Annotated in this window: 22 protein-coding genes; 20 read left to right on the forward strand and 2 right to left on the reverse strand. The window is 40.9% G+C overall.

What is annotated here, in order from left to right; genetic code table 11:
• Positions 1 to 38 precede the first annotated feature (38 nt).
• From polA to AC4PHI_RS04360, 17 genes are all read left to right on the forward strand, one after another.
• Positions 39 to 2,693 (forward strand): DNA polymerase I, encoded by a 2,655-nt coding sequence (polA, locus tag AC4PHI_RS04280; RefSeq protein WP_492201080.1) that lies wholly within the window; start codon positions 39 to 41, stop codon positions 2,691 to 2,693.
• A gap of 75 nt (positions 2,694 to 2,768) precedes the next feature.
• Positions 2,769 to 3,602 (forward strand): DNA-formamidopyrimidine glycosylase, encoded by an 834-nt coding sequence (gene mutM, locus AC4PHI_RS04285; protein WP_492201081.1) that lies wholly within the window; start codon positions 2,769 to 2,771, stop codon positions 3,600 to 3,602.
• A 16-nt stretch (positions 3,603 to 3,618) separates the two neighbouring features.
• Entirely contained in the window at positions 3,619 to 4,221 is a 603-nt protein-coding gene (gene coaE / locus AC4PHI_RS04290) for a dephospho-CoA kinase (RefSeq protein ID WP_492201082.1), read from the forward strand.
• A 145-nt stretch (positions 4,222 to 4,366) separates the two neighbouring features.
• A complete protein-coding gene (gene nrdR, locus AC4PHI_RS04295) occupies positions 4,367 to 4,858 on the forward strand; it encodes a transcriptional regulator NrdR (RefSeq protein ID WP_492201083.1) in 492 nt (163 codons plus the stop codon).
• Between the two features lie 12 nt (positions 4,859 to 4,870).
• The gene (locus tag AC4PHI_RS04300; RefSeq protein ID WP_492201084.1) at positions 4,871 to 6,271 is read left to right on the forward strand and encodes a replication initiation and membrane attachment family protein; all 1,401 of its coding nucleotides are present in this window, start codon (positions 4,871 to 4,873) and stop codon (positions 6,269 to 6,271) included.
• A 1-nt stretch (position 6,272) separates the two neighbouring features.
• The gene (dnaI, locus tag AC4PHI_RS04305; protein ID WP_492201085.1) at positions 6,273 to 7,205 is read left to right on the forward strand and encodes a primosomal protein DnaI; all 933 of its coding nucleotides are present in this window, start codon (positions 6,273 to 6,275) and stop codon (positions 7,203 to 7,205) included.
• A gap of 251 nt (positions 7,206 to 7,456) precedes the next feature.
• Positions 7,457 to 7,639, forward strand: coding sequence for an ABC-2 family transporter protein (locus AC4PHI_RS04310; protein WP_492201086.1), 183 nt, complete (start codon positions 7,457 to 7,459; stop codon positions 7,637 to 7,639).
• Positions 7,640 to 7,722: 83 nt separating this feature from the next.
• Positions 7,723 to 8,292, forward strand: coding sequence for a YceD family protein (locus AC4PHI_RS04315; protein ID WP_492201087.1), 570 nt, complete (start codon positions 7,723 to 7,725; stop codon positions 8,290 to 8,292).
• A gap of 59 nt (positions 8,293 to 8,351) precedes the next feature.
• Positions 8,352 to 8,534 carry a 50S ribosomal protein L32 gene (gene rpmF, locus AC4PHI_RS04320; protein WP_492201088.1) on the forward strand — a complete coding sequence of 61 codons (183 nt, stop codon included), beginning with the start codon at positions 8,352 to 8,354 and terminating at the stop codon, positions 8,532 to 8,534.
• A gap of 551 nt (positions 8,535 to 9,085) precedes the next feature.
• Positions 9,086 to 10,600 (forward strand): 2-isopropylmalate synthase, encoded by a 1,515-nt coding sequence (locus AC4PHI_RS04325; protein WP_492201089.1) that lies wholly within the window; start codon positions 9,086 to 9,088, stop codon positions 10,598 to 10,600.
• A gap of 20 nt (positions 10,601 to 10,620) precedes the next feature.
• Positions 10,621 to 11,670 (forward strand): 3-isopropylmalate dehydrogenase, encoded by a 1,050-nt coding sequence (gene leuB, locus AC4PHI_RS04330; RefSeq protein ID WP_492201090.1) that lies wholly within the window; start codon positions 10,621 to 10,623, stop codon positions 11,668 to 11,670.
• 12 nt (positions 11,671 to 11,682) lie between these two features.
• A complete protein-coding gene (gene leuC / locus AC4PHI_RS04335) occupies positions 11,683 to 13,068 on the forward strand; it encodes a 3-isopropylmalate dehydratase large subunit (protein ID WP_492201091.1) in 1,386 nt (461 codons plus the stop codon).
• Positions 13,069 to 13,650 carry a 3-isopropylmalate dehydratase small subunit gene (leuD, locus tag AC4PHI_RS04340; RefSeq protein WP_492201092.1) on the forward strand — a complete coding sequence of 194 codons (582 nt, stop codon included), beginning with the start codon at positions 13,069 to 13,071 and terminating at the stop codon, positions 13,648 to 13,650.
• 127 nt (positions 13,651 to 13,777) lie between these two features.
• Complete coding sequence (gene gnd, locus AC4PHI_RS04345; protein ID WP_492201093.1) at positions 13,778 to 15,196, forward strand: NADP-dependent phosphogluconate dehydrogenase; 1,419 nt, start codon at positions 13,778 to 13,780, stop codon at positions 15,194 to 15,196.
• A 146-nt stretch (positions 15,197 to 15,342) separates the two neighbouring features.
• Positions 15,343 to 16,029: a response regulator transcription factor gene (locus AC4PHI_RS04350; RefSeq protein ID WP_492201094.1), complete on the forward strand. Its 687-nt coding sequence runs from the start codon at positions 15,343 to 15,345 to the stop codon at positions 16,027 to 16,029.
• Positions 16,029 to 17,525 carry a HAMP domain-containing sensor histidine kinase gene (locus tag AC4PHI_RS04355; RefSeq protein WP_492201095.1) on the forward strand — a complete coding sequence of 499 codons (1,497 nt, stop codon included), beginning with the start codon at positions 16,029 to 16,031 and terminating at the stop codon, positions 17,523 to 17,525. Before AC4PHI_RS04350 ends, AC4PHI_RS04355 begins: the two co-directional genes overlap by 1 nt.
• A gap of 232 nt (positions 17,526 to 17,757) precedes the next feature.
• Positions 17,758 to 18,762, forward strand: a complete 1,005-nt coding sequence (locus AC4PHI_RS04360) for a Gfo/Idh/MocA family protein (RefSeq protein ID WP_492201096.1) — start codon at positions 17,758 to 17,760, stop codon at positions 18,760 to 18,762.
• 83 nt (positions 18,763 to 18,845) lie between these two features.
• On the opposite strand, the gene yidC is transcribed toward AC4PHI_RS04360, so the two are convergent.
• The gene (gene yidC, locus AC4PHI_RS04365; protein WP_492201097.1) at positions 18,846 to 19,820 is read right to left on the reverse strand and encodes a membrane protein insertase YidC; all 975 of its coding nucleotides are present in this window, start codon (positions 19,818 to 19,820) and stop codon (positions 18,846 to 18,848) included.
• Positions 19,821 to 19,903: 83 nt separating this feature from the next.
• Entirely contained in the window at positions 19,904 to 20,179 is a 276-nt protein-coding gene (locus AC4PHI_RS04370) for an acylphosphatase (protein ID WP_492201098.1), read from the reverse strand.
• 231 nt (positions 20,180 to 20,410) lie between these two features.
• On the opposite strand from AC4PHI_RS04370, the gene AC4PHI_RS04375 reads away from it, so the two are divergent.
• The 3 genes from AC4PHI_RS04375 (at position 20,411) to AC4PHI_RS04385 (ending at position 22,253) form a co-directional block, all read left to right on the forward strand.
• Complete coding sequence (locus tag AC4PHI_RS04375) at positions 20,411 to 21,196, forward strand: TrmH family RNA methyltransferase (protein WP_492201099.1); 786 nt, start codon at positions 20,411 to 20,413, stop codon at positions 21,194 to 21,196.
• Between the two features lie 96 nt (positions 21,197 to 21,292).
• Complete coding sequence (locus AC4PHI_RS04380; RefSeq protein WP_492201100.1) at positions 21,293 to 21,790, forward strand: HD domain-containing protein; 498 nt, start codon at positions 21,293 to 21,295, stop codon at positions 21,788 to 21,790.
• 115 nt (positions 21,791 to 21,905) lie between these two features.
• Positions 21,906 to 22,253, forward strand: a complete 348-nt coding sequence (locus AC4PHI_RS04385) for a winged helix-turn-helix transcriptional regulator (protein WP_492201101.1) — start codon at positions 21,906 to 21,908, stop codon at positions 22,251 to 22,253.
• Positions 22,254 to 22,503 lie beyond the last annotated feature (250 nt).

The following is a 22,503-nucleotide window of genomic DNA, read 5'->3' on the forward strand; positions in this document are numbered from 1 at the left end:
TAGGAGCTACCAACTTAAGACAAAAGGGGATCAAGTCAATGACAGATAAAAAAAAGTTATTATTAGTAGATGGGAATAGTGTGGCGTTCAGGGCATTTTATGCCCTGTATCAATCTTTGAACCGCTTTAAAAACAGCAGCGGATTGCATACGAATGCTATCTACGCCTTTCATAATATGATGGAAAATATTATAGAAAAAGAAAAACCCAGTCATATTTTAGTGGCTTTTGATGCAGGAAAAACAACTTTTCGTCATGAGACGTTTGCAGAATATAAAGACGGGCGTTCCAAAACCCCGAGTGAATTTAGAGAACAGCTTCCATACATCCGGGAAATGGTGACTGCGCTAGGAATCAAACATTATGAATTAGATAATTATGAAGCTGACGATATCATCGGCACGCTGGCGACAAAAGTTTCCCATGACGATTTCGATGTGGTAGTCCTTTCAGGAGATAAGGATTTAACGCAGCTGGCGGACGATCACATCCGCGTGGAAGTAACGGTCAAAGGAGTCAGCGAGCTTGAATCTTATACCCCGGAACACATCAAAGAAAAATACGGTCTTACTCCCAGTCAAATTATAGATATGAAAGGTTTGGCAGGAGACTCGTCCGATAATTTGCCGGGAGTAACTGGTGTGGGTGAAAAAACAGCCATCAACTTATTGAAAGAATACGGCAGTCTTGAAGGTGTTTATGACCATCTTGACGACATGAAGAAAAGTAAAAGAAAAGAAAATTTAATCAAAGACAGAGATCAGGCGTTTATGAGTAAAGAACTGGCAACTATCTATTTGAACACTCCAGTGGAATTAAAAATAGATGATCTGGCTTATGAAGGAAAAGATTTTGACAAATTGATTCCTTTATACAAGGAAATGGATTTTAAGTCTTTTCTGGCAAAAGTTGACAGTGATGAAATCAAAAGCAATGCAGAAAATCTGTCAGAGATTTCTTTTGAACACGTTCTTGAAGCAAAAGAAGAAATGTTTGCTGATGGGATGGAATTTTATCTTGAAATGTTGGACGAAAATTATCATCTTGCCGATATTGTTGGAGTTGCTTGGGGCAATCAGAAGAATCTGTATGTATCCAAGGGGGAGGAAATTTTGCGGCAGCCTTTATTCAAGCAATGGCTTGAAAATAGTCAACTGTCCAAAAAAACCTACGACGTAAAACGCACAGCAGTTGCTTTAAACCGCTATGGCATCAAACTATCAGGGGTCACGTTTGATGCTTTACTGGCTGCGTATTTATTGGATACAAATGATAAAAGTGAAGACTTGGCAGAAGTTGCCTATAATTATGATTACCGCGAGATAGAAACAGATGAAAAAATTTACGGCAAAGGTGCTAAACGGGGGGTGCCAGAAGACCCGGTGCTGCTGGAACATTTGGCACGTAAAATAAAGGCTCTGAACTATCTTTCTCCCACACTTGATGAGCAATTAAGCGATAAAGAACAACATGATTTGTTTTATGAGATGGAATTGCCTTTATCCCAAGTTTTAGCAAAAATGGAAATAGCAGGGATTAAAGTGGATGCCAGCCGTTTGACTAATATGCAGCAAGAATTTTCAGTTATCTTAAAAGAAATTGAAGAACGAGTCTATGAACTGGCGGGAGAGACTTTCAATCTTAATTCACCGAAACAGTTGGGAGTCATCCTATTTGAAAAGATGGGCTTGCCGCCTGTCAAGAAGACGAAGACAGGTTATTCCACAGCGGTGGATGTTCTTGAGCAGTTGAAAGATAAATCGCCTATCATCCCTGAGATTTTACATTATCGTCAAGTAGCGAAAATCCAGTCGACCTATGTGGAGGGATTGTTGAAGGTTATCCATCCCGAAGACGGCAAGATTCATACGAGATATGTGCAAACGTTGACTCAAACAGGACGATTAAGTTCGGTTGATCCTAATCTTCAAAATATTCCTATCCGTCTGGAAGAAGGACGGAAAATTCGTCAGGCATTCGTGCCGAGAAAATCTGGCTGGAAAATATTTGCTTCGGACTATTCTCAAATCGAATTACGTGTGTTAGCGGAAATCAGTCAGGACGAACATTTGCGTCAGGCGTTTATCGAAGGACAAGACATCCATACAAGTACCGCCATGCGTGTATTCAACATCCCCACATCTGAAGAGGTCACACCGAATATCAGACGTCAGGCGAAAGCGGTGAACTTTGGTGTCGTCTACGGCATCAGTGATTATGGTTTGTCTCAAAATCTGGGAATCACCCGAAAAGAAGCGAAGGAATTTATTGATACTTATTTTGAAAAATATCCCGGGGTAAAAAAATATATGCAGGACATTGTCCGGGAGGCAAAAGATAAAGGCTATGTGGAAACACTGTGGCATCGCCGCCGCTATTTGCCGGATATCAATTCCCGTAATTTTAATCTCAGATCATTCGCAGAAAGAACTGCCATCAACACTCCGATTCAGGGAAGTGCTGCGGATATTTTGAAGCTGGCAATGATTGAGTTGGATGAACGGCTGGCAAAAGAAAATATGGAAGCCACCATGCTGCTTCAAGTTCATGATGAACTGGTATTCGAAGCCCCGGCCGAAGAAATCGAGCAGTTGGATAAAATCGTTACAGAAGTGATGGAAGGTATCGCCACTTTTAGTCTGCCTTTAAAAGCGGACAGCAGTTGGGGAGATACCTGGTATGATGCCAAATAAAATAATGTTGAGCAAGGACTGTTTTCTATTAAAGAAACAGTCCTTCGTTAACAAATAGATTTAGGAGCGGAGAGTATGCCGGAATTACCAGAAGTTGAAGCCGTTAAGATTGGGTTGAGCCAGCTAGTAACTGGAAAAAGAATCAAAGAAGTCGCTGTTTTTTGGCCCAGAATCATTGAGAGACCAGAAGTAGACTTTTTTAAAACACAATTAATCGGGGAATCTATTGAAGGATTTGAACGAAGAGGAAAATTTTTGATTTTTAAATTAACTCATTACGATTTAGTTTCCCACTTAAGAATGGAAGGCAAATATGAATATCATCAGCAAGAGGATGAACTCTTAAAGCACACCCATGTGATTTTTAAATTTGCTGACGGTACAGAATTGCGTTATTTAGATGTGAGAAAATTCGGTCGGATGACATTGATGCCGAAACATCAGGCAGGAGAGTATCCCGGGATTAAAAAATTAGGGCCAGAGCCTATCCGGTCCGAATTTCATTTGGAAATATTCGCCAAACAATTGAAGGCCTCCCATAGAGCCGTCAAACCTTTACTGCTGGATCAAAGCCTTGTCACAGGGCTGGGGAATATTTATGTTGATGAAGCTTTGTTTCAGGCGAGAATCCATCCGGAACAGCCGGCGGATACTTTGACTAAAAAAGAAGTCTTGGCTCTGTACGAGAGCATTATAGATGTCTTGGCACGTGCAGTAGAAGCTGGCGGAACGACGGTAAGAACCTATAAAAATGCCTTGGGGGAAGCCGGAAAATTTCAAGTGGCTTTGAATGTTTACGGGTTGACCGGCAATCCTTGTCCAAGATGCAGCACACCTATCAGCAAAATCAAAGTGGCACAAAGAGGCACCCATTTTTGTCCCAAGTGCCAGAAAAAGAACGTTAAGTGAGAAAGAGGGAATCCAGATGACATTTGTATTAGGGATTACCGGAGGCATCGCCACAGGCAAATCAACAGCGGGGAAATTTTTCAGTGACAGAAATATCCCGCTGATTGATGCGGATTTAATCGCCCGCCAAGTAGTGGAACCTGAGACGGACTGCCTAAATGAGATTGCCGCAGAGTTTGGCAAAGATATTTTAACTGATGCGGGTGAACTCAATCGGAAAAAATTAGGAGCCATCGTTTTCAATGACAAAGAAAAATTAGAACGATTAAACTATCTTTTAAAAGAAGCACTGCTCCATGCTATCAGCGGAGCAATCAAAGATGTCAAGAAAAAAAATCCGGCACTGATTGTGGTGGATGTCCCTTTGATGTATGAAGAAAATTATCATCAGCTGATGGATGCTGTCATGGTAATTTATGTTCCTGAAAAAATCCAATTGACACGACTGATGGAGCGGGACGGATTGAGCGAAGAAGCCGCCGGACAGAGGATAAAAAGTCAAATGCCTATTGAAGAAAAAAAACAGCTGGCAGACATCGTCATTGATAATTCTTTCAGTGTGGCACACACCTATCAACAGCTGGAAAGTTGGCTGCAAACACATTTTCCGGCACTCTAAGCAGGGATTAGAAACTCCGAACAGTTAAATAGTCAGACTGTACCAATCATTGTTTTTCATGGTACAATAAAAGACAGAAGGACTAGTACAGAATGGCTAGTTTGAATAGACTACGAAAACGTAAAATCTATAAGGGGTGAAAAAAATGCAATGTCCAAAATGTCAAAATAATGGCTCCAGAGTGGTGGACAGTCGTCCAGCTGATGAAGGACGTGCGATCCGCAGACGGAGAGAGTGTGAAGCTTGCGGCTTTCGTTTCACAACTTTTGAGAGAATTGAAGCGACACCTTTATTAGTTATTAAAAAAGACGGCAAGCGGGAGGAATTCAACCGGGAAAAAATTCTGCGGGGATTGATTCGTGCAGCGGAAAAACGTCCAGTTTCTTTAGAACAAATGGAAAATGTTGTGGATCAAGTGGAAAACAGAGTGCGGGCTCTCGGTGAAAATGAGGTGCCGACCACTTTGATCGGCGAGTATGTGATGGAATATCTGGTCGACTTGGATGAAATCGCCTATATCAGATTCGCCAGTGTTTACCGCCAATTTAAAGATGTAGGAGTCTTTATCGAAGAGATGCAGGAGATGGTAAATAAAGGCCAAACCTCCAATAATCCAAAAGATGAGGAAAATGATTAGGAGTTGACATTGTTGAATCAGGCATGGAAAAATGTGAAGCCAAAAGATACTTTTTTTGTGCAGCAAGGACAAGTGGTATCAGATGTGGATAAAAAAACGTTAAGCTTTCTCTATCAGCCTTTAATCGGCGTGGTAGCTTTCAGTCTGTATCATTTGTTTTTGACAATGATTCAATCTAACGATAAGGAAAGCAGAGAAATGTTTCATGCAGATCTTCTGAATGAAATGGATATTGATATCCCGACTTTTTATCAAGGACGCAACCGCTTAGAAGGATTGGGATTGTTGCGGGTCTTTGAAAAAGAAGAACACCATAATAAAAAATTTATCTACCGTCTTGAAGCTCCGCTGTCATATCGGACTTTTTTTCAGGATGATGTGTTGACGCTGCTGCTTTTGGACAAAGTAGGAGAACGCCGTTTTAAAGGGTTGGTGGAGGAATTTGCTTTTCAAGAGAAAGTTCCTGCTGATTATCATGAAACTACCCGCAAGTTTGTTGAAACTTATCAGTTCAATGGGGAACGTCTGTTGTCTGCCCCGAAAGAACTATCCGATGCAAAAAACAAAACGGCGACTGTGTATCAGCCTGAAATCCAGCTTACTTCAAAGACATTTGACTGGGAATACTTTTTATCGGTGACAAAAGAGCTCCATCTCAAACCCGGCTATTTATCAGGTGAAGTGAAAGAGTTGATTTTGCTTTTACATCAGCTCTACGGCATCAATGAGTTAGAGATGAAAGAAAATCTGCTGCCTTTTGTGGACTACACTAAAAGTGAACTTGAGCTGAGTAAATTAAAACACTCTTTCGTAAAAAAACATCATACTAAAGAACAGTTGGGGAGTCCTGCTCTTCAATCAGGAAATGTTGTTACCGAGATGGGAAAGAGAAGCAGCAGTTTGAAACAGCAGGGATTTTCTGACGGGGAAATCGGTGTGATTTTGACAAGTGAGGAAAGCGCCCCGCTGAATTTCATTCAAGACATCAAAGAACAGAAAAAAGGGTTTGTTTCCAACGAAGAAAGATGGGCGGTCGAGAATCTGGTCAGACAATCCGGTTTGCCCGACGGAGTCATCAATATTTTGATTCACTATATTTTGGTGGTGAAAAATGAGCCGACTTTCGTTGCAAAGTTGGCCAACACGATTGCCAACGATTGGGCGCAATCAGGTGTCCTTTCGCCGGAAGCTGCAATCGAAAAAGTCAAAAGTATCGTCAATAAAACAAACGGCCCGTCTCAAAAAAAGAGACCTCAGACTGCCAAGCGGAACTATTATCAGAAGAATGTCCGGACAGAGACTCTGCCTGAATGGGCGGATCAGGACGTGAAAGAGACCCCTTTGTCAGAAGAAGAAATCAAAGCATTTAAAGCTAGGTTGAATACATTTAATGGGACAGAAGAAGGTGAATAACATGGAGCATGTTGGAGAAGAAATGGGAAAAATTATCCGCAAAAATAAATGGAACGACCGGTTTCAGCGGCTTGTTTCAGAAGTTGTAAGTCATCCTCAGGTAAAGGAATTTATTGAGGAGCATAAGGACATTGTGACAGAAGAAGTGATTGAAAAAAGCTACGCCAAGCTTTACGAATTTGTTCAAGAGCGTGAAAAATTTGAAATGGGCGATCCCTCCATGCTTGCTCCGGGCTATGAACCGAAATTATTTTTGAATTACCGGTCGATTGACGTGACGTATGTGCCTACCAAAGAGCTGTTGGAAAAACAGAAGGAAGCAGCAATCCGCCAACGCGTGAAAGCAGTAGATATCCCCAAAGATGTACGGGAAGCCAAGCTTAGCGAATTTCATTTGACGGCAGAGAGAATGGAAGCCGTTGAAGAAGCTTACAACTTCATTTCTGCTTATAAAACTAATCCTAAAATATTTCAGGAAGGGCTGTACTTACAAGGGTCTTTCGGTGTAGGAAAGACTTATCTGCTGGGTGCGATTGCTAATGAGTTGGCGCAACACGGTTTCAGAACCACACTTGTCCATTTTCCTACATTTGCGGTAGAGATGAAACAATCTATTGGAGACAACACTACAGGTGAAAAAATGGATGAGGTGAAAAAATCTCCTGTGTTGATGATTGATGATATCGGTGCAGATTCCATGACACCTTGGGTTCGTGATGATATTTTAGGCGTGATTCTGCAATATCGCATGCAGGAACAACTTCCGACTTTTTTCAGTTCCAATTTTGATATGTACCAGTTGGAACATGAACACTTACGTCAGTCTCAGCGCGGAGACGATGAACCGTTGAAGGCTAAACGAATTATGGAACGGATTCGTTATTTGTCAAAAGAAATCAAAATGGTCGGTGTTAACCGGCGACATCAAGAATAAATGAAAACTTGAATATTTTAGATTGTAATAAAGCTCCCTTGGAAGAGAATTCCAAGGGGCTTGTTTTGTGTTGGAGATGTTTGGAAATTTTTCAAATCCAAGGTCTGATTAAAATACCGTGCTTGATTTTCGCCAACTTCAACTTTGACGATTAAGAAAGCACTAAAAAATTTATGAAATCGAGAAAATATTTGCAAAGGCATTTTCAATTTCTAGTCTCTTGAAAAAAGCTAAAGAATGGACAAAAAGTATTGAAGTTCGTCACATACGTTATACCGTACGCTTTGATTCAGTATTATCCATTTCTCTATCTTATTGACAAGTCCGCCAATGATTGGTATCTCTTTGCGCCTTTAGGGGTCGGCGTATTCAGTTTGGCTGCCTATGGTTTCTGGCGTTTTGGCCTGAGACATTATCAGTCTGCCGGATCATAGAGAAACAAGCTGTCAAGAAAATTTGATTGACAAAGAAAATCGAACCTAGTATAATTATTTTTGTTGCGCAAGAGGTGATAAGGATGAAATGGTCGCTGCTGGAGTTGCGGAAGTATCAAGGCAATCCATTAAAAATCGACACGAAAATCGATATAGAAAAATCATTGATGGCTCGGGATGACACCATTTTAAGCGCCGGTGAAGCAAAAGTGTCCGGCTTTTTAAATGTTGATGAAACATCTTACGAAGCACAGCTGAAAGTAGAGTTAGAGTTGGAGATTCCTTCCAGCCGTTCGCTGACACCTGTAAACTATCCAATGACATTTTTGATCGACGAAGTGTATATGAAACCTGAGCAATATGAGCTGGTAAAAACAATTGAAGGCTACGAAGATGTCATAGTACTGGAAACCAATACGCTGGATTTACGTGAAGCAATCGAAGATTATGTGTTGCTGAATATTCCAATGCAGGTATTGACAGAAGAAGAAAAAAGATCTGACAAAATGCCTGAAGGTGAATTTTGGAAAATCATGTCAGAAGAAGAGTACTATCGACAACAGGAACAAGCTCAAGAAGAAATTTTGGATCCTCGTTTTGCGACATTGTCGGCTTTGTTAGATGATAACGAAGCTAGTGATGATGAATCGTAAGATTGGAGTAGATATACTGCATTTACTGCAGTAGGAAGAGTTGAAGGAGGTGTAGTTCAATGGCAGTACCTGCAAGAAGAACTTCAAAAGCAAAAAAAGCAAAACGTCGTACTCATTATAAATTATCTGTACCTGGTATGAGCGTCTGCTCAAACTGTGGTGAAATGAAACGCAGCCACCATGTATGTCCAGAGTGTGGTCATTATGATGGAAAAGATGTAACAAACGCAACAGAAGAATAAGACATTTTTTGAAAATGTTGAAAACCCGTTAGACAACCATGGAGTCTAACGGGTTTTTTATGTTTATTTGATGAGAGATTCTTTTTCAGCCACTTAGTAACCCATTTACGAATAAAAAACATGAGATTATTTTTGGAAAATGTAAGTTTTTGCAGGTTTATTGAAAAAATGCTTGACTTTCTCATGATAAACTAATATTATTTTAATTAACTTGAATTCTGAATTTTCAGAAAATTTTAAATTTTATGATTTCAGTAACAGCAGACCAAATAACCTGCAAAGAAGAAGGAGTACAGAAAGATGATTAAAAGGACAAACAGAAAAGTTTTCTTTTTATTATTATCGTAAGGGCTGACGGGAAAAAATACCTGTGGCCCTATTTCTGCATTCAACGATGTGGGGCTGGCATCTCACATTGTGAGATGCTTTTTTTAATGATTTAATTAAAAAATTGCTCGGGTTTTGTTTGAAAAAAATGCTGCAAGTCTTCATTTGATTATTGCTACACGAAAAGAACAAAGGAAAAGTAAACAATTTAGGAGGGTGTCATCATGAAAAAAATCCAGTTTTTTGATACGTCATTGCGTGACGGAGAACAAACCCCTGGGGTAAACTTCAACACAAGCGAAAAAGTAAGAATTGCCAAACAATTAGAGACTTATGGTATCGATGCCATCGAAGCCGGTTTTCCGATTTCCTCTCAAGGAGATTTTGAAGCAGTCAAAGCGATTGCGGAAGCCGTGACAAAAACCACAGTAGTTGGACTAGCCAGATGTGCAGTAGCAGATATCGATCGTGCTTATGAAGCCCTGCAGCATGCGAATCATCCGCAAATACATGTGTTCATTGCCACCAGCGAGATTCATATGAGAGATAAACTAAATATGACAAGGGAGGAAGTTCTCAGCTCTATCAAAAAGCACGTGGCATACGCCAAATCTAAATTTGATAAAGTTCAATTCTCACCAGAAGACGCTACAAGGTCGGAAAAAGAATTTTTGCTGCAAGCAGTTCAAACAGCTATAGATGCGGGTGCTACGATTATCAATATTCCTGATACTGTTGGATATACCAATCCGACCGAGTACGGGCAGCTATTCAATTTTCTAAAAATGCATATTGCTAATTTTGATGACATTATTTTTTCTTCTCATTGCCACAATGATTTGGGGATGGCCACAGCTAATTCCCTGGCTGCGATTGAAAATGGTGCAACCCGTGTGGAAGGAACAATCAACGGCATCGGAGAGCGCGCTGGCAATACTGCCATCGAAGAAGTGGCACTGGCACTTTATGTGCGAAAGGATTTCTATCAATGTGAAAGTAATATTGTTTTTGAAGAGACAAAACGCACCAGTGATTTGGTCAGCCGCATTTCCGGTGTCCCGGTCCAGATTACCAAACCGATTATTGGTTTGAATGCATATTCTCATGAGTCGGGGATTCACCAAGACGGGGTATTGAAAAATCCAAATACTTATGAAATCATTACTCCTAGTCTGGTAGGGGTAGCAACCAATTCCTTGCCTTTGGGTAAACTTTCTGGCAAACATGCGTTTAAAACTAGAATGACCGAATTGGGCTACCAGCTGTCTGAAAGTGAAATGACTGAAAGTTTTAAACGTTTTAAAGATTTGGCGGACAAAAAGAAACAAGTAACGGTAGATGATCTCCATGCACTTGTTTTGGGCCAAGCCTACGAAAAAGCGGATAAATATCTTTTGAATAGTTTGCAATTGCAATACGTGTCCAATGGCCGCCAAGGAGCCATCGTGACGATTCAAGAAGGGGACGAGACCTATACTGATTCGGCAGTCGGCTCGGGAAGCATTCAAGCGATTTATAACACGATCAATCGTCTGGTAGATGAGGACATCATGCTTGAAAATTATCAAATCCGCGCGATTACCGGGGGAGAAGATGCACAGGCAGAAGTCCATGTGACGATTTCAAAACCCAAAAGCAACGAATTTTTTAACGGTGTGGGCATCGATTTTGATGTGCTTCAAGCATCAGCAAAAGCTTATTTACAAGCTTGCTCTCACGCATCAAGTGAGCAGGCATGATCATATTAAGAGGTGGAAAAATGACAAAGAAAAAGATTGTAACATTACCCGGTGACGGTATCGGAACAGAAATTATGAACAGTGCATTGAATATCCTGGCTGAAGCAAGCAAGAAATTTGATTTTGATTATGAAATAGAAAGTTTCCCATTCGGAGGTGCCGGAATTGATCAGGAAGGGGAACCTTTATCTGAAAAAACTTTAGCAGCTTGTCAAAAAGCAGATGCCATTTTACTAGGGGCAATCGGCGGGCCAAAATGGGAACAAGCTGAGAAAACACCGGAGCAGGGATTGCTCCAATTGAGAAAGGCGCTGGGACTTTTTGCCAATGTCAGACCTATCCGAGTGCCGGAAGCCATCGCCCACTTGTCTCCTCTAAAAGAAGAAATCGTCAAGGGCAGTGATTTTGTCGTCGTTCGTGAATTGACTGGCGGTATCTATTTTGGTACACCGCGCGTGTTAGAAGAGGACTATGCGGTGGATACTTGTCCTTATACTGGTGAAGAAATACGGAGAATCCTTAAAAAAGCTTTTGATATGGCAAGCAATAGAAAGAAAAAAGTTACTTCAGTGGACAAATCTAATGTGTTGGCGACCAGTAAACTATGGCGGAAAATCTCAGAAGAAGTTGCTAAAGACTATCCGGACGTCGCTCTGGAACATCAGCTGGTGGATTCTGCTGCCATGAAAATAATTACCCAACCGGCATATTATGATGTGATTGTCACAGAGAATTTATTTGGCGATATTCTAAGCGATGAAGCGTCAGTCATCACCGGTTCTTTAGGAATGCTGCCAAGTGCGAGCCACAGTGAAAACGGACCTTCGCTCTATGAGCCGATTCACGGTTCTGCGCCGGATATTGCCGGGAAAAACATTGCTAATCCGATGTCGATGATTTTATCTGTGACGATGATGCTCCGTGAATCTTTCGGACAGCATGAAATGGCGGACGATTTGGAAAAAATATGTGACGAAGTGATGGTTGAGGGTATTTTGACTAGCGATTTGGGCGGAAAAGCAACTACCAGCGAATTTGAAGCAGCGGTCATCAAAAAAATAAAAGGTTAGGGAGTTTTATGTATGGAAAAATCTGGAAAAACACTTTTCGATAAGTTGTGGGATCGCCACGTTGTTTACGGTGAAGTTGGAGAACCACAACTGTTGTATATTGATTTGCATTTGATTCACGAAGTTACTTCTCCCCAAGCTTTTGAAGGGTTGAGAGAAAACGGCCGGAAAATCAGACGTCCCGAAAAAACATTTGCTACCATGGATCATAATGTACCAACCAAAGATATTTATAATATTACCGATTTGGTAGCCAAGAAACAAATAGAGGCTCTGGAAAAAAATTGTGAAGAATTTGGTGTTGAATTGTGCGGCAACGGCAGTGAACGGCAGGGTATCGTGCACATGGTGGGCCCTGAAACCGGCTTGACCCAGCCGGGGAAAACAATTGTCTGCGGAGATTCCCATACGGCAACCCACGGCGCTTTTGGTGCTATTGCCTTTGGTATCGGCACAAGCGAGGTGGAGCACGTGTTCGCCACACAGACGATTTGGCAGAGCAAACCTAAAAATATGGGGATTCATATCACTGGAAAATTGCCTAAAGGGGTTTATGCAAAAGATATTATTTTGTATCTGATCGCTACTTATGGAGTGGATTTTGGAACAGGCTACGCAATAGAATTTTTTGGAGACACAATTGAAGGTCTAACGATGGAAGAACGGATGAGTATTTGCAACATGACTATCGAAGGTGGCGGCAAGATGGGGATGATTGCTCCTGACCAAACTACTTTTGATTATGTTCAAGGACGTGAGTATGCACCGGAAAATATGGCTGCTGCCATTGAGGACTGGAAAACTCTCTATACCGATGAGGATGCCCAGTATGATCATCTTATCGAAATGGACGCCAGTCAGTTGGAGCCGATGATTACTTGGGGAACTAATCCGGGAATGGCTGTGCCTTTTTCTGCTGATTTCCCGGAAATAAAAAATGTCAATGATGAACGTGCTTATCAATATATGGCTCTAAGTCCAGGACAAAAAGTTTCTGAGATTGATTTAGGTTATGTGTTTATTGGTTCATGTACCAACGGCCGGTTGTCTGATTTGAAAGAAGCCGCCCGCATCGTTGACGGGAAAAAAATCCATCAGAACATCACAGGCATTGTTGTTCCGGGTTCCCGTCCCGTTAAAAAGGCTGCAGAAAAAATCGGTTTGGATAAAATATTCAAAGAAGCCGGATTTGAATGGCGGGAGCCGGGCTGCTCCATGTGTTTGGGAATGAATCCAGATCAGGTACCGGAAGGTGTTCATTGTGCTTCGACTTCAAATCGTAACTTTGAGGGCCGGCAAGGTAAAGGAGCAAGGACCCACTTGTGCAGTCCGGCTATGGCAGCGGCTGCCGCTGTTTCAGGCACCTTTGTGGATGTTAGGGAAGGAGATTGGCTATAAATGGAAGCTATTAAAGTACACACGGGAAAAACAGTCCCTTTGATGAATGATAATATCGATACAGATCAAATTATTCCTAAATCATTTTTAAAACGAATCGAGAAAAAAGGGTTTGGTAAAAATTTATTTGACGAATGGCGTTTTTTAAAAGACGGAAGTGAAAACCCGGACTTTATTTTGAACCAGCCGGACCGTCAGGAAGCCACAGTGTTAGTAACAGGAGAAAATTTCGGTTGTGGATCTTCGCGGGAACATGCGGCATGGGCGCTGATGGATTACCGTTTTAAAGTAATCCTTGCTGGAAGCTACAGTGACATTTTTTATATGAATGCCATCAAAAATGGTTTGCTTCCTATTGTTTTGCCCCGCGAGTCACGGGAAAAAATTGCAGGAATCAGCTCAGAGGAAGAGATTATTGTTGATTTGGAACAGCAGGAAGTAAAAACCTCCGTAGGAACGTTTCATTTTGACATCGATCCGACATGGAAAAACAAACTGATTCAAGGCTTGGATGATATTTCCATCACCATGGCCCACGAAGAACTGATTACAGCATTTGAAGAAAGCATGGTCAGTTATTAAGGGAAATAAAAAATTGTCGGGTCTCAACCAACTTCATGGTTCGAAATGTTTTCATCAATCTTTAAATAATGTATAATTAGAAACGTGAATGTGAGTTATTTGCAATATAACTTTTAGGAGGTTCGACATGTCTAAACAACAAATCGGTGTCATTGGTATGGCAGTGATGGGTAAAAATCTTGCCCTGAATATTGAGAGTCGCGGCTACAGTGTTTCTATTTTTAATCGAACAGGAGAGCGCACGAAAGAAGTCGCAGCTGAGCATCCGGATAAAAAACTGGTGCCCACTTACACAGTAGAAGAGTTCGTGGCATCTTTAGAAAAGCCAAGAAAAATCATGTTGATGGTAAAAGCTGGAAAAGCAACAGATTTAACGATTCAAAGTTTGCTGCCTCATTTGGATAAAGGGGATATTTTGATTGATGGAGGAAATACATTCTTTAAAGACACTATCCGTCGAAATGAAGAGCTGGCTGACTCTGGTATCAACTTTATCGGTACTGGCGTTTCCGGTGGTGAAGAAGGAGCGTTAAGAGGACCGTCAATCATGCCTGGAGGGCAGAAAGAGGCTTACGATTTAGTTGCACCGATTTTTGAAAAAATTGCGGCTGTGGCTGAGGAAGACGGGGAACCCTGTGTGACCTATATTGGTCCTAACGGTGCTGGTCATTATGTGAAGATGGCCCATAACGGCATCGAATATGGCGATATGCAGCTGATTGCGGAATCTTATGATATCATGTCCCGTCTATTAGGTTTATCCGTAGACGAAATGGCTGATATTTTTAAAGAATGGAACACTGGTGAGTTGGACAGCTATTTGATTGAGATCACAGCTGATATTTTGACTCACAAAGATGATGAAACAGGGAAACCACTAGTGGATGTCATATTGGACACTGCGGGAAATAAAGGAACAGGAAAATGGACAAGCCAGAGTGCATTAGACTTAGGGGTGCCATTACCTTTAATCACAGAATCAGTTTTTGCCCGCTACATTTCCGCAATAAAAGAAGAACGTGTGGAAGCCAGCAGCAAGATTAAAGGAATTGATGTGACACCTTTTGCGGGAGACAAAAAAGTATTTATAGAAAAAATCCGCGAAGCGTTGTATTTCAGTAAAATCATGAGTTATGCCCAAGGGTTTGCCCAGTTAAGAGTTGCCAGCGAAGAATACGGCTGGGATTTGAAGTATGGGGATATCGCTAAAATATTCCGTGCCGGCTGTATCATCCGTGCTAAGTTTTTACAGAAAATCACTGACGCATATGACCGCAATCCTGAACTGAAAAATCTGCTTCTGGATGAGTATTTCAATGATGTGACGCAGAAATACCAACAGTCAGTCCGTGAGGTCGTGGCAGCCGCGATACAAGCAGGGGTGCCAGTACCGACGTTCTCATCTGCTATTGCTTATTATGATTCTTACCGCAGTGCAGACCTGCCTGCAAATATCATCCAAGCACAAAGAGACTACTTTGGTGCACATACCTTTGAACGTAAAGACAAAGAAGGTATTTTCCATCACGAGTGGTATGTCGACTAAAGAGCATGTATCGGCTGATAAATCTAAACAGATTTATCAGCCTTTTCCTATTTATTGCTAGTGAATGATAGCTTTTTATTAGATTAATCGCTATAATATGAGTTGTGTGAGAATATTTCTAATGAAATGAAAGGAATTGCTCCGAAATGAATAAAATTTTAATCATAGAAGATGAAAAAAATCTGGCTCGCTTCGTAGAACTTGAATTAAAGCATGAAGGCTACGAGGTCGAAGTACATTATAATGGTCGGACGGGATTGGAGGCGGCCTTAGGCAGTGATTGGGATGCCATCTTGTTGGACTTGATGCTGCCGGAATTAAACGGAATCGAAGTCTGCCGACGCATCCGACAAACTAAGGATACACCTATCATCATGATGACAGCCCGTGATTCTGTCATTGATCGTGTATCGGGGTTAGATCACGGAGCAGATGATTATATCGTCAAGCCTTTTGCTATCGAAGAACTTTTGGCCCGTCTGCGGGCATTGCTGCGCCGGATAGATTTTGAAGGCGACCGGAATATTACAAAACAGACCACCATCAGCTATCGCAATTTGACGATTGAAAAAGAAAATCGGATTGTTCGCCGCGATAATGATGTGATCGAATTGACAAAACGCGAATATGAGCTGCTGCTGACATTGATGGAAAATGTCAATGTGGTCTTAGCTCGTGATGTTTTGCTTAAAAAAGTTTGGGGTTATGAAACAGAAGTTGAAACAAATGTGGTAGACGTTTATATTCGTTACCTTAGAAACAAGATTGATTTACCGGGACAAGACAGCTATATCCAAACCGTTCGCGGTACTGGATATGTGATGAGATCCTGATGAAAAAAATTTATACTTGGTTGAAAGACAAAGTTCATTTGCACTTGCCCTTAAGTGTCAAGTGGACTTTGCTTACTTCCGCTTTTGTTTTCATCAGTGTAATCATCTTTTCAGCGGTAACTTATCAATCTAGTATGTCCACCTTGATCTCACAGGAAAGAGAAAAGGTGACCGAGGTAACGGAAAATATCGAAAAACGTTTATCAATTTCTAACCTGGAACTTACCATTCGAAATACAGCGTATTACTTAGGCGAAAGCGGCGGACAGCTGACGAGCGAACCGACAGAGCGAACACTGGAGGCCAACTTGATTCGTCTAAACTCATTTATTTCAGATTTGTCTTTACCGGAATTAAGCGTTTCTGTTTACAATAAAAGCAAAAAATTAGTATTTGAAACCAAAAACACCAACTATTCTTATGTAGGCAATGAGAAAAAAAGTTTGGAAAAAACTGTGCTGAACGACACTTCGGGATTTTTGGCCACAGAACCGATATTTTCAAAGGAATCAGGTGAAAAGATAGGTTATATTCAATTGTTTTATAATTTGTCCTCAGTAGATGAAGTTCGCAGTCACCTATTTAAAACATTGATTTTACTGATTATCGGCGGTTTGATTATCAGTCTGGTACTGGGATTTTTGTTGTCAAATTATTTTCTGCGTCCGCTAAAGAAAATTACAGCGACAATGAATGAAATCAAAGCAGATCCTCAAACAGATGCCCGAATTCCGGAAATCAAACAACGGGATGAGTTTGCTGATTTGGCGTTGGTGTTCAATGATATGATTGACAGGATGCAGCGTTTTATCGAACAGCAGCAACAGTTTGTAGGGGATGTTTCCCACGAGCTTAGGACACCGGTTGCAGTAATCGAAGGGCATTTACAGTTGTTGAACCGTTGGGGAAAAGATGACCCGGAAATTTTGGAAGAGTCTTTACAAGCTTCGCTTCAGGAAATCAGCCGTATGAAAACTCTGGTTCAGGAAATGCTTGATTTGTCTCGTATGGGTCAGGTGGAATTGCATCATAAAAATGATGTCTCCAACGCAAAAGAAGTGGTTCATCAATGTTACAATAATTTTGTGTTACTGTATCCGGATTTTACTTTTATTTTGGATGATGATTTGGACCAGGAAATGCACGTCAAGATTTATCGCAACCACTTTGAACAAATTTTGATTATTATCATGGACAATGCTGTGAAATATTCTTTGGATCGAAAAGAAGTTAATTTGTCAGTGTCTTATAACCCCAAAAGCCTTGAAATCGCCATCCAAGATTTTGGAGAAGGAATCAGCGAAGAAGAATTGGATCAGGTCTTCAATCGTTTCTACCGGGTAGACAAGGCACGAAGCAGACATAAGGGAGGCACTGGTTTAGGTCTGTCTATTGCTAAAGAACTAGTGGAGACGTATGGCGGGACAATCCATGCCGACAGTGTTTTGGAAAAAGGGTCAGTGTTCAGGATTACATTGCCTCTGAAAAAAGATTAGGAGCCACACCTTATATTCAATAAAGCACATGAAGCAAGTGACTTCGTGTGTTTTTTCTTGAGAAATTTTTTTTGAGAGAGAGGCGGGAGCTTATTTGATTTTTTAGCATTTTAATAGCATTTGGGAGTAAAAGGAATCGATAAGATACATTCTTATGTTACACTGTTTTTATCAATGTTTTTTGTCTTTCACCGTTTTTTCCGCATGAAGATACTAGCTTTTACTGTGACTGGTGAGACAAGATTTTTTAAACTATAAAATTTTTGGGGGAATGAGAATGATCCAATGGGGAATCATAGGGGCAGGAAATATTGCACACCGATTTGCCAGCAGTTTAGCAAAAACTGAAAATGGGAATTTGTATGCTGTGGCTAATCGAACGTTGGAAAAAGCACGGGCTTTCCAATCGGTATATCCCTGTGAAAAAATTTATGATGATTATGAGGAGCTTTTAAAAAATCCTAATGTATCTATCGTTTATATTGCTTTGCCACATTCTTATCATAAGAAATGGATAGAGCGTGCCATAATGCATGGAAAGGCCGTTCTCTGTGAAAAGCCGGCAACGCTTAATTTGTCTCAAATGCTTGAAATAAAGACCTTGTTGCAAGAAAATCAGCTCTTTTTCATGGAGGCAATGAAAAGCCGTTTTGTGCCGGCCTATCAAAAAATGTCTTCACTAATTAAAGCAGGTGTGATCGGTGAGGTAACGGACATCTCTACCAGCTTTTGCCGGTTGGTACCTGAGACAGATTCCGGGTATTTTTATGAGCCGGTTCAGGGAGGGTGTTTACTCGACATGGGGATTTATAATGCCGGTCTGATCGAAGATTTTACAAACGGACCACTGTCTGTCCAACAAGTGGACTATACATTGCATCCGAGCGGCGTTGAAACTTATGTTAACGCTGTGCTGACAGATGACAAGATTACCTGTCGGCTGGAATCAGCTTTTGACCGCAACTTGCCTGTGGAAGCAGTAATCAACGGGACCAAAGGAAAAATCGTCATGCCTGATTTTCATCGCGGCAGCCGTTTCTCAGTCTTTTTGAATCAAAAGGGAAATGAGGCGGAAACTTATGAGATTCCTTATCATAAGGATGATTTTTATGGAGAAATCCAGCATGTGATGGACTGTTTTTCGAAAGGATTGACGGAAAGCAACGTAATGCCTTTGCAAGCATCCATAAATTGTGCGAGTATAATCGATGCAATCAAAGAAAAATTAATCCCTTAAATATTAAACGTTAAAGACAAAAAAACCGGCAAGGATGATTCCTTGCCGGTTTTTGCTTATGCTATAGTTTTTTCGATAAAAGGCTATCTGCGGATATTTTGTTTGCGTCCCGCATTTAATCCCTTTTTAGGTCTGGCATTCAGTTTGTTTCCTTTGCCTTGATTCATCCCGCTGTTTCCGGCAGGTGCCGCTCCGTTTGGTTTTACTTCTTTAACAGGTTTTACTTTTATCGGTTTCGGCGGATTCAGGCGGATTTCTTCTTCAACTTGTGCACGTATTTTTGGTTTTTGCACCAGATTAGTATACAAGGTTTGAAGACTGCCGATCACACCTCCGACCACCCAATAAATAGTTACTACGGCAGGGGAAGAAAATGAAATCATAATCATCATGATTGGTGTCATAAACATCATTGAACGCATCTGTTTCTTCTGTGCTTCATCAAGACCGATTGTCCCGAGATAAGCTTGTCCCAGATATAAAAGGCCGACAATGATGGTCAATACCAGACTAGGTTCTGATAAATTGATTCCTAAGAACGGTGCGGCTTCATCAACACCGCTGGCATACTTGATGGAATAAAACAGCGCAGTAAAAACCGGCATTTGTATCAATAAAGGCAGACAGCCGATGCTGTTAAAGAGGCTGATGTTGTGATCTTTATTAAATTCTTGCAGCTCTCTGTTGGCTGCCACTTGTTCCTCAGGGGTGGTAGCCGCTTTGATTCTTTCGTTAAAAGCATCGATGTGAGGTTTCAAATGTGCCATCTTTTCAGTTGTGTAGGTAGATTTTTTGGTCTGATTAATCATCAGAGGAAAAAGGATTGCCCTCACAATCACTGTCAAAATGATGACAGCTAAAACGTAGTTCCCATCAAATGCTTGTACCAAAGCGTCGATGACACTGCCCATGGGACGAACGAGAAGATTGTAGACCCAGCCTTCTTTGGTAGGCTCGCCGGCGTTCGGACCGCTTTTAATTGTTTGTACACAGCCTGACAGTGTCAGCATCATACCGAAAAGGCCGGAAGCAATCAGCCATTTTTTAAATTTTTTCATGCAACTCTTCCTTCTATTTATTTATTCACGTAAAGATAACTATAAGTCAAAATGCGGAACTTTTCAATTGATTTATCAAAAAGTTAGTAAAGTACGTCAAAATTCCGCCGCTCTTTAATCCCATCGTCCTCTACCACGTTGCTGTAAGTAACCCGTCCACTGGGGGAAGGGGAAGCCTTTATCTTTTTAATAAACTCTTCCATAGTAGTTTCATCCGCGATGGCTTCGATATAGACGGAGCCGTCATCCAGATTTTTAACATATCCTTTAACGCCTAAACGGTCAGCCACCATTTTGGTTGTAAATCTGAAACCTACGCCCTGCACACGGCCGGAGACAATCATTTTTACTTTTTTCATGTACCCTCACTCCCTTTTGTTTTTGAAAGTCTATTCTATCATTTGAAGTTGCCGGATTTTCTTGTCAAATGACTCAAAGCAACGATTTTATTTTCTACTCCATTTTTGTAATCGCATCCAGCTATTATTTTCCTTAATCATATCAAAAATTAAGGAGTTTTAACAAGTTAAAATAACTAGAAGAGAAAGAATTATCATGCTATAATGCTTCGTGAAGAAGGGAAGAAGATAATGAAAGAAATTACCTCCTTGCAAAATGCAACTGTCAAAGAAACTAAGAAACTTTTACAAAACAAATACCGTGAACAAACGGGGGATTATTTAATAGAAGGAGAGCATTTGGTCCAAGAAGCATTGAAAGAAGCCTTGGATTTGAAAAAAATCTTTGTGACTGAAAAATATATGACCGGTCATGACACTTCCCAGTTGTTGGAAGCAGCCAAAGATATTTTTTTAGTTAGCGAGCAAGTGATGAAATCAATTTCCTCTTTGCCCACTCCTCAAGGGATTGTTGCAGTTCTCCAACAACAGGGGAAATCACTGTCTTTTCCGTTAGCAGGTCCACTGTTGATTTTGGATCGTGTACAAGACCCGGGAAATGTGGGTACGATGATTCGTACAGCAGACGCTGCTGGGTATGCGGGCGTGGTTCTTGGAGAAGGCTGTGCTGATATTTATTCAGGGAAAGTGCAGCGTTCGCTACAAGGCAGTCATTTTCATTTGCCTGTGGTCCGAAAAAATCTCGAAGTGTTTTTACCTTTACTTAAAGAAGAAGGCGTTCAGCTCTTAGGGACAGCTTTAGATAAAGAAGCCAAGGTCTATACAGAGTTTACTCCCCAAAAAAACTTTGCGCTCATCATGGGCAACGAAGGTCAAGGGGTATCTGAAAGTTTTCTGCAATTGACAGAGACGAATTTGTATATCCCGATTAGAGGGAAGGCGGAATCTCTTAATGTGGCTGTTGCAGCAGGGATTTTGATGTATAGATTGCAGGAGAAAATATTACAAAAATATTAAGATGAATCTGCTCTGCTGGAAACTTTGGCCGAAAGGTGCTATTATATGGAAAGTACCGTTTCAAAAGGTACATTAAATATGAGGAATGATAAGAGAATGAATTTGAACTGGCAAAATGATCACGAGTATATGTCCTATGTTGAAGATTTGATTTACACAGAAGAAGTTCAGCGTTTGGCAGAATTTAAGCAACACCGTTCAGAAACACGTTTGAGTCATTCAATCAATGTCTCATATCTAAGCTACCGCTTGGCAAAAAGATGGAATGGCGATGCCAGAGCGACAGCACGTGCAGGGTTGCTTCACGACCTCTTTTTTTATGATTGGCGTGATCAAAAATTTGACGAAGGCACTCATGCTTACGTTCACCCCCGCATGGCAGTAAAAAATGCTGAAAAATTAACTGATTTGTCAGATTTGGAGAAAGATATTATTGTGAAACATATGTGGTTAGCAACCATCGCCCCTCCTAAATACAAAGAAAGCTATATTGTTACTTTTGTGGATAAATATTGCGCTTTGTATGAAGGGCTGTCACCGACTTATTATACTGCTAAAAATAAGTTTGTTGCTTTCTTCAGCATGGCAAGCTAAGAAATCTCATGGAGTGACCGTCAGGACGGTCGCTCTTTTTTGTTTTTCAAAGGAGAATAGTTAAAAATATTATTTTTTTATGTTATAATTTGAGAAAGTTAAGGGAGGGGGACTAATGTTGGATAAGCAAGCGTGTGAAAAAAGACAGTTTCAAATGTGCCCGAAGTTTGAAAAAACTTTTGAATTTTTAGGCAAACGCTGGAATGGTCTAATCATCGATGTTCTCTTAGAAGATGGAATTCAGCGATTTGGAGAACTGGCTGATAAGATACCGAACATTAGTGACCGGGTACTGGTAGAAAGATTAAAAGAATTGGAAGCTTGCGGTATTGTCGACCGGATCGCTGATGAAAAAAATGGCAAAAAGGTTGAATATCGTTTAACGGAAAAAGGCAGCGACTTGAAAACCGCAATGAAAGAAATTCAAAAATGGGCTGAAAAATGGATGATTCTGCCGGAGTAGGTTGACCTTTATCTGTTTTTCTTGTAGACTGATAACTAAATAAGAATGAACAGAGATGGAAAAGAGTAGTTTATCTGACACTCACAGGAATAGTTTGCCGGCGACTGAGAGCAGACTAAGTGTAGGTTAAATGAAGTTCACTTCCGGAGTTGCTTAGCCAATATCTAAGCCGGTGAAAAACACTGTTAACAATTGATTGAGAGCATCATTTTTATGATGAACTAGGATGGTACCGCGAAGCTTCGTTCCT

This window comes from Vagococcus sp. QWL-13 (assembly GCF_058683555.1).